Raw genomic sequence first — 13,346 nt, forward strand, 5'->3', positions numbered from 1 at the left:
GTTTTTATCTAATTGCGGCCTGTTGATCAGACCGTTTTTGCCGTGCGAGCCGTTTTGGGCGGGTGCCCGATATAGGCACCAAGTCCCTTTGCGGTCGATACCATGGTTCCCTTGGTATCGACAAGCCGCGGGCCGACAATCACATCGGCCATGGCGACATCGATCACTTTACGCTTTGACCAGGCCACAACCCGGTCAAAACTTTTCTGTGCAATCAGATCGACCGCATGAACCCCGAATGCCGATGCAATCACCCGGTCACGCGGCGACGGTATCCCGCCGCGCTGCACATGGCCCAGCACGGTCACACGGGTTTCCCAGCCGGTCCGCGTGCCCAGTTCATCGGCCAGCCAGTGACCGATCCCGCCATAGCGTATTTTCTGGCCGTCATCACCCTGTGTCACGGCGGCCCCGTCATCACGTTTGACCGCCTCGGCAACGATCACCAGCGCATGATTGCGTCCGCGCTTGCGAATGTTCAGACAGTGCTCGGTCAGGGCATCAAGATCGTAATCCATTTCCGGGATCAGGATCGCATCCGCCCCGCCCGCAACCCCTGCAAACAGCGCGATATGCCCGGCATCACGCCCCATGACTTCAAGGATCATGATCCGGTCATGCGATGCGGCCGTCGGCTGCAACCGGTCAAGTGCCTCGACCGCAACATTGACCGCCGTGGTAAAGCCCACGGAATATTCCGTCAGGGCCAGATCGTTATCGATGGTTTTGGGAATCCCCACCAGATTGATGCCCCCCAATTCGGCCAACCGGTGCAGTATCGCCATACTGCCATCCCCGCCAACCCCGATCAGCGCATCCAGGCCAAGCTTGTGATATCCGGCAATCACCTCGGCCGAACGGTCGGCAAAACTGCCATCGGGCATCGGATAATGGAACGGATCGCCCTTGTTGACGGTGCCGAGAATCGTGCCGCCCAAACGCAGCATCCCGTCATTATTGACATGGTCATTCAGGTCAATCGCCTGCGGCGGGTCCTGCATCAGGCCATGCGTCCCCTGCCGGATGCCAACCACGTCCCAGCCATACCCAAGCACAGCCCGGCGCACAACCGCCAGAATAACCGCATTCAGGCCCGCACAATCGCCACCACTGGTCAGAATTCCGATCCGCATCCGTATCCTCCGTCCTGTCCTACAAATCATATGGGTTGCCAACCCGAATTCTGATAGTATTACAGGCTCTTCGCGTCGCTAACCAAGCTGGATCAAAAATGGACGAAATCAATCAGATCGCGATTGAAAAAAGACTGCTGTTTCTGCGCGAGGAACATCGTGATCTCGATATCGCAATCGAACAACTGGCCCACGGGGTCCATCACGATCAATTGCGTCTGGGGCGCATGAAAAAGCGCAAGCTGGCTCTCAAGGACGAGATTCTCTATCTCGAGTCGCAGCTCGTCCCCGATATTATTGCCTGAAAAACAATCTGCTGGTTTGTGACGGACACCCGTTGCGGGCAGAATGTTGCGCGGCGCTATCAAAGACCGGTCGGAATACGTTGCAACTGTGCCGATTTCATTTCTTTTTCGGCGCGCAGGGCATAATCGACAGACACCAGCGCATCCTCCGCGGTATCGCCGGATTTGGCAATATAGATGCCAAACACCGGGATAATCGTGATGTATTTCCCGTTCCAGAAATAGGGATGCTTCTTCATGCGTCGGCTGATCGCATCCGCACGCTGCCACGCATCCTGTTCATCCATATTGTAAAGCAGAGCGATAAAATCGTTGCAGCCAAGATAGCCGACCTGATGCGGCGGCATGATGAATTCGGTGATGGTCCGATAGAGGAAGGTAAATATCCCCTCCTTGCAGCCATGACCGTAGCGTTGCAGCACATCGTCAAGATTGGAAAGCTCACATAACAAAAGTGTCCGCGTTGTCCGGTCCGAGCCAACCAGCGCCATCTCGTTTTCGACAATCTGCATGAAACTGGTCCGGCTCAGCGCACCGGTAAACGGATCGCGCCCTTCGAACCGAGCCAGTTCAATCTGGTGACGCCGCAGTTCGGCAAGGTTTTCAGTCAGACCGTTAACACGCAGCATCAGCCGCGCAATCGCCTGCTCGACGGCTGGTGTTATCTGCGCGTCGGGAATGCCAAGAACATCGGCGATGTCGTGAATATTGGCCGGAACAGGGGGTTCCGCGCTCAGGATATCGCGATTGACGATATCAACCTGATGCTGGTCGGGATCAGACGCACCTTTTTTGCGCACCGGCCTGCCATAGGTGTACGCGGCATAAGGATTGGATGGATACCGTCCATCGCCCGCCCCCATCGATGATGGTGTCGCGGAACCGGGTCTCGTGACTTTCATGTCTGCCCTCTCTTGCGCTACCTGCACAGAGATAAAATTGATGTGATCAACTATAAACCCAAAATACTTATACTTCACTTAAATTATCAACTGTAAACAAGGATAATATACCTACCCTTATGGCTACCCATCTGCGGTAGCCAAAGCCTTGCAAAATTATCCCTGAAACTGTGCCATATCCGGCAACCGGCAGGCTTGCATGATCCCCCTTCCTGCCTATAATGCGGGCCTTCTGATAACGCCCGAAAACGGAGCCGCCAGCATGAGCGATCAACGCCCGGTCATCGGCATTATCATGGGAAGCCAGTCCGACTGGGAAACCATGAAAAATGCGGCAGATGTCCTCGATGCGCTGCAAGTCCCCTATGAGACCAAAATCGTCTCGGCCCATCGCACGCCGGATCGCCTGTATGACTATGCCAAATCCGCAAAGTCACGTGGCCTCAAAGTCATTATTGCCGGTGCCGGTGGGGCGGCCCACCTTCCGGGTATGGCTGCGGCCATGACACCGCTTCCGGTTCTGGGTGTTCCGGTACAAAGCCGCACGCTTAAGGGGCTTGATAGCCTTCTGTCGATTGTACAAATGCCGGGCGGCGTTCCGGTCGGCACACTTGCCATCGGTTCCGCCGGAGCAAAGAATGCCGGCCTGATGGCCGCCGGAATCATGGCACTGATGGATGACGCGCTGGCCGGTCGTCTTGATGACTGGCGCGCACAGCAGACCGACGCGGTTGCCGATGAACCGGTAGATCCCGCACCGTAAGCTTTCAACGCGCCCGAACGGGCGCGTTTTTCTTTGGCATCATCTTGATCACGATGCCTGCCCCGACCGGGGAATGTGAAGGAATTCGAGGAATAAATGACGCAGGATTTCGCGACACGCATCATCGCACCGGGCAGCACAATCGGCATCATGGGCAATGGCCAGCTTGGCCGGATGGCCGCCCTTTGTGCGGCTGAACTTGGCTATAAGGTCCATGTTTTCGGCCCCGGCACTGACAGCCCGACCGAACAGGTCTGTGCCAAGGCAACCGTTGCCGATTACACCGATCTGGATGCGCTTCGTACCTTTGCCGCCGATGTCGATGTCGTGACGTTTGAATTTGAAAATGTGCCCCATGACAGCGTGAAACTGCTATCCGAACTGGTGCCGGTCCGTCCGGGCTGGAAATGCCTGCATCTGTCGCAGAACCGCCTGCGTGAAAAGACCTTCTGCAACGAAAACGGTATCGGCACGGCACCTTTTGCCGCCGTCCGTTCACTTGCCGATCTTGAGGCCGCCGTTGCCAAGCTTGGCCGCCCCGCCGTGCTTAAAACCACCGAAATGGGGTATGATGGCAAGGGTCAGGTCAAAATCACGGACGAAACCGGCCTTGCCGATGCATGGGCGGAAATGAATGATGCCGAGGCCATCCTTGAAGGCTTCATCTCGTTCCAGCGCGAAATCTCCGTCATTGTCGCGCGCGGGGTCAAGGGCGACACCGCCTGCTTCTGCCCGGTCGAAAATGTCCATACCAATCACATTCTGGATGTCACCATCGCCCCGGCGAAGATTCCCGCCGATCTTGCCAAAAAGGCCGAAGACATTGCCACCCGCCTGGTCACCGCGATGGAATTTGTCGGCTTGCTGGCGGTCGAGATGTTTGTGACCACCGATGGCGACATTCTGGTCAATGAAGTCGCCCCGCGGCCGCATAATTCCGGCCACTGGACGATTGATGCCTGCATCACCAGTCAGTTCGAGCAGTTCATCCGTGCCGTGTGCGGCCTGCCTTTGGGCAATCCGGCGCATCATTCAAATGCCCGGATGAAGAACCTTCTGGGCCACGATATCGATAGCTGGCAGGCAATTTTGGCCGAGCCCGATGCAAAACTACATCTTTATGGCAAGGCCGAAGCCAAACCGGGCCGCAAGATGGGCCATATCACCTGGGTCTTGCCCAAAGAAGACTGATTTCATCCCGCATACGATTTGCATTAATGCCCCGAACCATAACGGTTTCGGGGTATTCTTTGTTAGATCACAGGCACATCGCCCAGCAGGCAGTTTCTTCCTGCCAAACTGGCATTGCGCTTGCTCTTATCCCGGCAGGAAATTCTTTTCGGGTAATAAGCGTGATGAAAAAACTTCTTCTCATCCTTGCCATCGCCACCGGCCTTGCATCGGCGCAAGCGTCCAACAATGCCGCCAGCGCCGCACCGGGGGCTGCGGGTTTCCCGGACGTGTTGCAGGGCGATCAGCTTCGGTTTGGCAATATGGTCGTCGAACTGTTTGGCATTCGCGCACCGCGACCGGGCATGATCTGCCGGGCGGGCAGCGTTGAATTCCAATGCGGTGCGGCTGCCGCACAGGCACTTGACCGTATCATTGAAAATTATGCCGTCGCCTGCCAGCAGGTTTCGGTTTCCCAGCTATTCCCGATGCTGACCGAATGCCGCATGGGCCAGACCGACATCAACCGTCTGCTGCTGCGCGCGGGCTGGGCGATTGTCGATATGAATAGCTGCGATGGTAATCCAAACTGCCTGACCTATCTGGCCGATCAGGCCCAAGCCAGGGAAAACCGCAAAGGCATGTGGATGGGCGATCTGCCACATGAACTTGTGGCTCTTGCGGCCAAGCCCGAACCGATCGATACCGACCTGCCCGGCGAAGAAACCGATATTGCCAGTAATGATGGCGCACCGTTCAACATCAACCTTGCCGCAGAACTGGAACAGGCCAACAAGCCCGACAAGACGCTGCTGAGTTTCCTGATGCGCTGATCCGCGCCCACACGAATTTCCCCGAACGCAAAACGCCGCCCAGCATCGGGCGGCGTTTTGTCTGAGGAATAGAAACCCATTTTATTCTATGCGCTGAACTGACGGCGGACCCGACCGGGGGTCGGCATGCATTTGGCCAGTTTCGCGCCCATCCTGAAGGGAGTCGCGGCAAATTTTCCGGCCTTTTTGACCGCGCCCGTAATCTTCGGGATCTGCATGACATTGCCGATCCGGCGATCCAGAAAGGCCCAGCTGTCGGCATGGCCTTCGGATGTATCATCAAGCCAGTAGGCAAGGGTTGAACCATAGACCCCCGCAAGCAACATCCGCTTGGTATACCAATTGTGATCAGTCGATGTATCACCGGCCGCGATCCACATCTTGTCCACCGTGCCATGCGTCAGCTTAAGGCTAAGCGGTACGTTTTGCGGCAATGTCAGATAGGAAAGGGCGGCCCGCACCGTATCCTTCTCATGCTCCACCAGCGACAGTCGGGTTTTGACCGCGGTGGCAATCCGTTCGCGGATTTTCATCGATGGCAGATCAAGCTTGTCGAGTTCCTCGACCATTTTGCGATCCGTCATCTCGACATAGGTAATGATGGCCTGACGAATGCCCCCGGGCAAAAGACGGTCCACCTCGCCCGGTGCAAGTTCAAGATCCTCGGCACCCGCGCGAAGGGCGGCCATGCTCCAGCCGTCAAACGGGATATGTTCAAGTGCCGCCGCAACCAGCGCCTCGCGCTGCGTACGCAGGCGGTTCATGCTTTCGGAAACGGTCATTTCAGGCCTCCTTGCTTTCGTCATTGGCAGCATCATCGGAACTGTCCTCAGATGATGCCCCCTGTCTGAGGGGCGTCTCGGGCGGGTTGTCGCGCAATTCCTCGACAAAACCCAGCAACGTCATATCTTCCATACGTTCGGGATACATTACCCCGATCAGATGGTCATATTCATGCTGAACCACGCGGGCATGGAAACCGCCGGCAATGCGTTCGACTTCTTCGCCATATTCATTTAACCCGCGATAACGGATTTTGTTCCAGCGCGGCACGACGCCCTGCAACCCCGGAATCGAAAGGCATCCTTCCCAGCCATCGACGATTTCATCGCCAATCGCCTCGATTTCCGGGTTGATCAGGACATTAAGCGGAATTTCCACATCGTCGGGATCATCGCTTTTACGAAAGGCCGGGACATAAAAAACCATGATCGCCTTTGACTGAAACACCTGCGGCGCCGCAAGGCCAACGCCTCCGGCATCCTTCATGGTTTCCTTCATATCCGCGATCAAACGCTGGATTTCGGGATCAAGCGGGTTTTCGACCCGTTCCGCGACCTTGCGCAGAACCGGGTGGCCCATCCGGGCAATTTTCAGGATCGACATGGCTCTATATCCAACCAAAACGCCCCGGCTGTAAAGCCCCCACGCGTGACCTGTCGCCTAATGGGCCGACAAAACCAGCGTCTGGACCGGCCAGATCAGCGCCTGAATACGCAGCAACAATGCATGCACAATCCCGACCGTCTGCACCATATGCAGGAACAACCATTCGCCCGCGCCGATTTCCGGGTTTTCGAGTTGATCATGGGTATTGGTATAGGCGTTGGCGACACACTGGCTACCCCGTGGCACATCCTTGATCTGCTCGGGATAAAGCGGGATCATTTTGGCAAGGAATGTGCCCGGTGTGGCCCGTTCAGAGATATCAAGCAACCTGTCTGTCGGGCGGAACTGACCCGCGGCGATCACCGGTTGCACGCTGGTCACCACCATCGGGATGACTTCAAACGGCAGCGACGCACAAGACATTTCCGCAAGAACTCCGGCTTTGACAACCTGGGCGGAAACCTGCTGGAAACCGGCCTGGAAAACGACCTCGTCGGGCTGGTCAGGTATAAGGATACCGGCCGGACGCAGCAACGGATTGACGATATCACCGATCTGCAATGCAAATTGCTGTATCACGCCATCAACACCCGCCCGGACAACGGTTTTGCCAAGGGCAATCTCGGCCGAACGCAGGGATGCTTCCGCACTGGCAAGCTGGGCTGGCAAAAGGGTTTCCATTCTGGTTTCGACGGCATTGACATTGGCCTTGGCCGCATTGACCGATCCCTGACGCGTCGTCAGTGCAACTTCAAGCCGTTCGACCTCTCGCCGGGAAACCGCATTGGTACCGCGTGACAAAAGATCAGCCTTGACCGCCAATTCCTCGCGCACCTGTTCATAGGCACCTTGCGCTTCTTCAAGATTACCGTTCGCCACCGCAAGATCAGCCTGTGTCACCGCCATCTGCGCGCGGATTTCCTGCACCTGCTGCTGGGCGATTTCAACCGCTTCGGTTTCCGTGCGATCATCAAGGCGGAATAACGGCTCACCCGATTTTACCTGATCATCGTTATCGACATAAATCTCGACCACCCGGCCATTCTTCTCCGGCAAGATGGTCAGGGTACGATAAAACGACGCAACGTTATGACTTGACGGGTGGTAATAAAAAATCAGCGTGATCAATGAAATCGTCAGGATCGCACACCCGACAATCCCGTATCGCAGCTCATACCAGACAGAAAACAGGGTGATTTCCTTGCCGATACGCTTGCCCTGCGCATATCGGCGTACAAGGTAATCCGGCAGGATGGTAAAAATGGAACATAGCATAAGTTCAAACATCTTTACGGTCCTCCTGCTCTGTCACGCTGGGGATACCGGTCGCGACATCGCCATCAGCAACATGTTCTGATTTGACCGAGTCGCTCATTGCCCCCTTCTGCCTTGCCATTGCCTTCACAGCATCGGCAATCGCATTGATCGGGGTATAAAAATCAGGAACCTGAACCACGGCAATCACCAAGGCAGCCAGCCAGAACAGGTTGTTATGGGTAAACAGTGCCAGAAGGGTCAGGATACTGATAAGTTGTATCTGGGTGTGATTGGCGTGATGGGCCAACCTTTCGGGCAGGGCGTGCAGGCTCAGATAAAGGGCACCAAGACCAAACACAGCCAGAACCACAGACCAGACAACAATCGTGAACAATATATCTGACTGTCCGGGTCCGGTAATGAAGAACGGCGCATGCAAAATTGCCGCCTCCCGCAAACTGCTTTCCATTGCTCTACCCCGCCCTGCCTTGAAGGCTTTGAATTGTTCGTGTCCGGTCACTATACCCGCACAACAACCACCAGGGGTATATTTTTCAACAGGATGCCGTTACTTTTGGTATGCATGAATATGGTCAAATGACCCCGGCCATAACCGCCGGAATCACGTCGCGGGGGCAACTTCATCGACAAATGAACGCCATAGGCGAATTACCCCTTCCCTCTTTCCTTTTGCACTGCTTTGCACTATATAAAGCTCACGGTCATACAGGCCGTGCTACCAACCGGAGGGCATGCTGCCTTATCCGGGTGTTTTTGTTTTTTTGAAAGGAGCGTGGTTTCCGTGCAGGTAATCGTTCGCGACAACAATGTCGATCAGGCTCTGAAAGCGCTTAAGAAAAAGATGCAGCGCGAGGGCATTTTTCGTGAGATGAAACTCCGCCGCCACTTTGAAAAGCCGTCGGAGAAGAAAGCTCGCGAAGGGGCGGAAGCAGTCCGCCGTTCCCGCAAGCTGGAGCGCAAGCGCATCGAGCGCGAAGGCTTCTAGTCTTTTTCACTTTCGGGGTTCCTCGAACGTGACTGTACGATCGGTTTTAGCTTGCTAAGACCGGACCCGTGCGCCAAGCCCGCCTCGGAGCAATCCGGGCGGGTTTGGTTTTTCATGCCCCTTTTCCAAATCTCTCCCCGGATCGCATAGCTGTCATTCCCGCTAAGTTTTTTGCCTTGGCCTCAGATTGTTCTAAACCATTCCCTGACAGGTTTTGCCTGCCATGCGCGGCATATGTTTGCGCCACCACCAACCAGTCAATCGGGGAGACATGACTGTGAACACACAAACCGATACCGACAACGCCCCCGCCGGATCTGATTTCAATGGATATTATCGACTGACCCGCGTTTTGCCTGTCATCGCCGTGATGGCCGGGATCTATGGCATTGCCGCACTGGTCGATTATCATATCAATGCTGTTTTACTGACCATCGTTGTCATGATTGCGCTGTGTCTTTTGCGCGTTCCGGTGCCGATTGCGCTGATTTCCGCGGCCTTGCTGGGTGCGTTGCACGCAGGAATGGATACAACCACCGCCATCGGTGCACTTAATGACAACCTTCTGGTCGGCGCGCAGGTCGGCATGACCTATGTGATGATCGGTGCCTTTGCGGTTGCGATTGCGCGTTCGGGCATTCTTGATCTGTTTGCCCAAAAGATCGCCGCCCGCATCGGAAGCGACGCCCAAAGCACTTCAAAGGGCCTTAAATGGTTCCTGTTTGCGATCTTTATTTTCTGCTCGTTGATTTCGCAGAATCTGGTGCCGGTTCATATCGCCTTTATCCCGGTGATGATCCCGCCACTTCTGGCGGTATTCAACCGCCTGCGGATTGACCGCCGGGCCATTGCCTGCATCCTCGCCTGCTCGATCAGCTTTTCCTATCTGCTGCTGCCGACCGGCTTTGGCGCGATTTACCTCAATGAAATCCTGATGGCCAATGTCAACGAAGTTGGCGCTGCATATGACCTTTCCATGACGGCCGATATGGCGCCCAAGGCCATGTTCCTGCCGGTTATGGGGATTGTTGCCGGGATGCTGGTTGCGGTCTTCATCACCTATCGCAAACCGCGCGATTATGTGACCGATCCATCTGCCGAGCGCCATATCAACCCGGCCAAGCCCGTGTCGATCAATCCGCTTCAACTGCTGGCAACCATTGCGGCCCTTGCCGTTGCGCTGATCTGCCAGTTGCAGTTTGACAGCCTTCTGGTCGGGGCGATGATCGGCTTTGTCATTCTGGCGGCGGCGGGCATTTTCCGCTGGCGGGTACAGGATGATGTCTTCACCGAAGGCATGCGGATGATGGCCCAGATTGCCGTGATCATCACCATCGCATCGGGCTTTGCCGGGGTGCTTGATGCCACCGGCGAAATTGCCCCGCTGGTGCAGGCCAGTGCCGAACTGATCGGCGATAACAAGGCACTTGGCGCGCTGATCATGCTTCTGGTCGGCCTGTTCATCACAATCGGCTTTGGCGACAGCTTCGCCAGCGTGCCGATCCTGGCTCCGATCTATATCCCGCTGGCGCTGACCCTTGGTTTCTCACCGATGGCAACCATTGCGCTTCTGGGAGCATCGGCTGCCCTTGGCGATGCCGGATCACCGGCATCCACCATCACGCTTGGCGCGACATCGGGCCTTAATGCCGACGGGCAGCACGACCATGTAAAGGATTCCGTGATCCCGACCTTCATCCACGCCAATTTTGGCATGGTCGTGTTTGCGTGGATTGCGGCGATGGTCCTTTGATCAATCCCGCACAATAAACCACACGATCAGACAACAAACCCGTCCGATATTCGTCGGACGGGTTTTGTCTTGCCGAATAGAACCCGGGTATCATTTCGACCCGAACAGCCAATCAAACACCCCATCAACAGCCCCCTTATTGGTCGCATCCGGCGGTGTCGCATCTTCGCGCACCAAAAGCCCGAACTGGCTTCTGTAAACCGTATAGGTATTGGTGACCGCAATATCGGTAAAAGTCGAACTGCCATATTCCGCATCAATCAGGAAATTCCAGTCCGCCACCAGCTTGCCGATATCAATCCCCTTGGTCGCGCCAAGGTCATAGGCCATATGCGGGCGGGTGTTCTGATCTTCGATATCTCGGTATCGACCTTCCAGCCGCGCCAGCTTGTAACGGGAATCCACGCCAAGAATATTGGCCCACGGCTTGATCTTCACAAATTCCGCATCAATCCGCCACTGATCGCCGTAAATCACGTATTTGCCGGGGATGTCGTTGCCCGGTAATGTCAGATAAGCGTTGTATTCCTGATCCCCGACTTCCTCGAACGTAATTCGCGCCACCGGCTCCTCGGCGGTCAGCCGGAAATAGGTGATGAAAATACCCGAAACCGACGCCACCAGCGTCAGCGACAAAAGCACAATCGTAAAAAGGGATACTTTCAGAAGTCGGAACATCAATTCTCTCGATTTGAAGGCGGAGTACAATTCTCAAGCATTTTCCTGAGAAAGTCTGAACTCTTCACGTGTAATTTGATAATATCTACAACGCTCCTGACGATCTCGAGCAGAACTATATGCCATCCTTTCTCCGAAAGGCTTCATCCCCCATGAAGTCATAGCACCAAAGGATGCCTCATTGGCAAGCTGGGCACCGGCTTCAATAGAATCAAAGCCAAACAGATCAAATCCAGCCTGCAAAATGGCGAGCTTGATTTCGCTTAAATACCCGCGTCGCTGTGCCGGTATCCCTATCCAATATCCAAGCATTCCCCTATGCGGGTTATCCTGATAGCGATATAATGAGACCCAGCCAACAAAACGATCTGTCTCACGTTCGATGATCGCCAATGGCAATGCGCCTCCTGCCTCCGCCGCTCTCCTACTTCTTGTGATGCGTTCTCGTGCCATTTCAACAGTGAATGGAACCTTCCAAGAGGCCAGCCAACATGCGATTTCAGGCACCATCAAGCTCGCGATGACTTCCGCATCCCGGTCTTCAACACACCGAAGATACAGTCGTTCGGTTTGCGCACTGAAATTGATTAAGCTGCTCATAAACTTTTTACCCAAGCAAAATCGGGCGAAGCCGGACCACCAAGTGGACAAAACACCGTATCTCGAAGACACTTTAGCCGACGATGAACCTTTAGAAAAAGAAAAGGGCGACCAAATGACCGCCCCTCTCCCGTTTCAATAGTGAAACCAAATCAGCTATCCAGGTGCATCACAATCTCTTCGCACATCTTCTTGGCATCACCGAACAGCATCATCGTATTGTCCTTGAAGAACAGCTCGTTCTGGATACCGGCGTAACCTGCGGACATTGAACGCTTGATGAACAGAACGGTTTTGGCCTTTTCGACCTCAAGGATCGGCATGCCGAAGATCGGCGATGACGGGTCGGTTTTGGCCGCCGGGTTGGTGATGTCGTTGGCACCAATCACAAAGGCCACATCCGCCGTGCCGAAATCGCGGTTGATTTCTTCCATTTCAAGCACGTCGTCATAGGGGACATTCGCCTCGGCCAGAAGCACGTTCATGTGGCCAGGCATACGCCCCGCCACCGGATGGATGGCATAGCGGACATTAACGCCCTCGGCCTTGAGGATATCGCCCATTTCACGAAGGGCGTGCTGGGCCTGTGCGACCGCCATGCCGTAACCCGGCACGATGATCACGCTGGACGCGTTTTTCATGATGAAAGCCGCATCGTCGCTGGAGCCCGATTTGACCGAACGGTCGCCATCGGTTCCGACCGCCGGGCCGGCATCGCCTTCGGTCCCGAAGCCACCAAAGATGACGTTAAAGATCGACCGGTTCATGCCTTTGCACATGATATAGGACAGGATCGCCCCCGATGCGCCGACAAGTGCCCCGGTGATGATCAGGGCATTGTTCTGAAGCGTAAAGCCGATGCCGCATGCTGCCCACCCCGAATAGGAGTTCAGCATCGAAACAACAACCGGCATGTCCGCCCCGCCAATCGGAATGATCAGCGTCACGCCAAGCACCAGAGCAAGCACCACCAGAATCCAGAATGCCGTGTGGCTTTCGGTGGCCACAACAATAATACCAAACACCAGGATCGCGATGGCAATCGCAAGGTTGAGCATATGCTGCCCGGTAAAGCGTACCGGCGTACCCGATACAATCCCCTGCAACTTGCCAAAGGCAACAAGCGAGCCGGTGAAGGTAATGGCACCGATGGCAACGCCAAGGCCCATTTCAATCAGGCTGGCCGCCCCGATATTACCCGCAGTACCAAGTCCATAGGCACCCGGCGAATAAAGGGCAGCGGCGGCAACAAATACGGCTGCCAGCCCCACCAGCGAGTGGAAGGCGGCAACAAGTTGCGGCAATGCTGTCATCTTGATCTTGAGCGCGATGACCGTACCAATGGCCCCGCCGACCAGAATGCCAACAATAATGGTGGTATAAGACACGACTTCGGGTGATGCCAGCGTGGTCAGAATGGCAATCGCCATCCCCACCATGCCAAGGATATTCCCGTTACGTGCCGTTTCCGGTGAAGACAGACCGCGCAGCGACAGAATGAAGCAGACGGACGCCACCAGATACAGGAAAGCCGACAGGTTTTCCGACATTGTGTGT

General features: G+C 55.4%; 15 protein-coding genes. 6 read left to right on the top strand and 9 right to left on the bottom strand.

Annotated features, from left to right (window positions below; genetic code table 11):
- Positions 1-26: 26 nt before the first annotated feature.
- Positions 27-1,133, bottom strand: coding sequence for an ATP-dependent 6-phosphofructokinase (locus tag LG297_RS14815; RefSeq protein WP_404421547.1), 1,107 nt, complete (start codon positions 1,131-1,133; stop codon positions 27-29).
- 98 nt (positions 1,134-1,231) lie between these two features.
- Here LG297_RS14815 and LG297_RS14820 point away from each other — a divergent pair, with 98 nt between their 5' ends.
- The gene (locus LG297_RS14820; RefSeq protein ID WP_404421549.1) at positions 1,232-1,438 is read left to right on the top strand and encodes a YdcH family protein; all 207 of its coding nucleotides are present in this window, start codon (positions 1,232-1,234) and stop codon (positions 1,436-1,438) included.
- 59 nt (positions 1,439-1,497) lie between these two features.
- On the opposite strand, the gene LG297_RS14825 is transcribed toward LG297_RS14820, so the two are convergent.
- Positions 1,498-2,340: a GGDEF domain-containing protein gene (locus LG297_RS14825; protein ID WP_404421551.1), complete on the bottom strand. Its 843-nt coding sequence runs from the start codon at positions 2,338-2,340 to the stop codon at positions 1,498-1,500.
- A gap of 262 nt (positions 2,341-2,602) precedes the next feature.
- Here LG297_RS14825 and purE point away from each other — a divergent pair, with 262 nt between their 5' ends.
- From purE to LG297_RS14840, 3 genes are all read left to right on the top strand, one after another.
- Positions 2,603-3,103 carry a 5-(carboxyamino)imidazole ribonucleotide mutase gene (gene purE, locus LG297_RS14830; protein ID WP_404421553.1) on the top strand — a complete coding sequence of 167 codons (501 nt, stop codon included), beginning with the start codon at positions 2,603-2,605 and terminating at the stop codon, positions 3,101-3,103.
- A gap of 96 nt (positions 3,104-3,199) precedes the next feature.
- Complete coding sequence (locus tag LG297_RS14835) at positions 3,200-4,294, top strand: 5-(carboxyamino)imidazole ribonucleotide synthase (protein WP_404421555.1); 1,095 nt, start codon at positions 3,200-3,202, stop codon at positions 4,292-4,294.
- A 164-nt stretch (positions 4,295-4,458) separates the two neighbouring features.
- Entirely contained in the window at positions 4,459-5,106 is a 648-nt protein-coding gene (locus LG297_RS14840) for a thermonuclease family protein (protein WP_404421557.1), read from the top strand.
- Between the two features lie 86 nt (positions 5,107-5,192).
- Here the strand turns inward: LG297_RS14840 and LG297_RS14845 are convergent, their stop codons facing one another.
- The 4 genes from LG297_RS14845 to LG297_RS14860 are packed head-to-tail and all read right to left on the bottom strand — an operon-like array spanning position 5,193 to position 8,221.
- Entirely contained in the window at positions 5,193-5,888 is a 696-nt protein-coding gene (locus LG297_RS14845; RefSeq protein ID WP_404421559.1) for a COQ9 family protein, read from the bottom strand.
- 1 nt (position 5,889) lies between these two features.
- Positions 5,890-6,492 (bottom strand): peptide deformylase, encoded by a 603-nt coding sequence (gene def / locus LG297_RS14850; RefSeq protein ID WP_404421561.1) that lies wholly within the window; start codon positions 6,490-6,492, stop codon positions 5,890-5,892.
- 57 nt (positions 6,493-6,549) lie between these two features.
- Positions 6,550-7,782 (bottom strand): HlyD family secretion protein, encoded by a 1,233-nt coding sequence (locus LG297_RS14855; protein ID WP_404421563.1) that lies wholly within the window; start codon positions 7,780-7,782, stop codon positions 6,550-6,552.
- Positions 7,775-8,221 carry a hypothetical protein gene (locus LG297_RS14860; RefSeq protein ID WP_404421565.1) on the bottom strand — a complete coding sequence of 149 codons (447 nt, stop codon included), beginning with the start codon at positions 8,219-8,221 and terminating at the stop codon, positions 7,775-7,777. Before LG297_RS14860 ends, LG297_RS14855 begins: the two co-directional genes overlap by 8 nt.
- Positions 8,222-8,554: 333 nt before the next feature.
- On the opposite strand from LG297_RS14860, the gene rpsU reads away from it, so the two are divergent.
- Positions 8,555-8,758, top strand: coding sequence for a 30S ribosomal protein S21 (gene rpsU, locus LG297_RS14865; protein ID WP_007091098.1), 204 nt, complete (start codon positions 8,555-8,557; stop codon positions 8,756-8,758).
- A gap of 271 nt (positions 8,759-9,029) precedes the next feature.
- Positions 9,030-10,511 (top strand): Na+/H+ antiporter family protein, encoded by a 1,482-nt coding sequence (locus LG297_RS14870; RefSeq protein WP_404421568.1) that lies wholly within the window; start codon positions 9,030-9,032, stop codon positions 10,509-10,511.
- 90 nt (positions 10,512-10,601) lie between these two features.
- Here LG297_RS14870 and LG297_RS14875 read toward each other — a convergent pair whose 3' ends face one another.
- The 3 genes from LG297_RS14875 to LG297_RS14885 all read right to left on the bottom strand — a co-directional run bounded on the left by LG297_RS14875 (position 10,602) and on the right by LG297_RS14885 (position 13,339).
- The gene (locus LG297_RS14875) at positions 10,602-11,189 is read right to left on the bottom strand and encodes a hypothetical protein (RefSeq protein WP_404421570.1); all 588 of its coding nucleotides are present in this window, start codon (positions 11,187-11,189) and stop codon (positions 10,602-10,604) included.
- Positions 11,190-11,222: 33 nt separating this feature from the next.
- On the bottom strand, positions 11,223-11,789 hold the full coding sequence (locus LG297_RS14880) for a GNAT family N-acetyltransferase (RefSeq protein ID WP_404421572.1): 567 nt from the start codon (positions 11,787-11,789) through the stop codon (positions 11,223-11,225).
- Between the two features lie 152 nt (positions 11,790-11,941).
- The gene (locus LG297_RS14885) at positions 11,942-13,339 is read right to left on the bottom strand and encodes an NAD(P)(+) transhydrogenase (Re/Si-specific) subunit beta (protein ID WP_404421574.1); all 1,398 of its coding nucleotides are present in this window, start codon (positions 13,337-13,339) and stop codon (positions 11,942-11,944) included.
- Positions 13,340-13,346 lie beyond the last annotated feature (7 nt).

The sequence above is a fragment of the Thalassospira australica genome (assembly GCF_044790785.1).
Taxonomy (GTDB): Bacteria; Pseudomonadota; Alphaproteobacteria; order Rhodospirillales; family Thalassospiraceae; genus Thalassospira; species Thalassospira australica_A.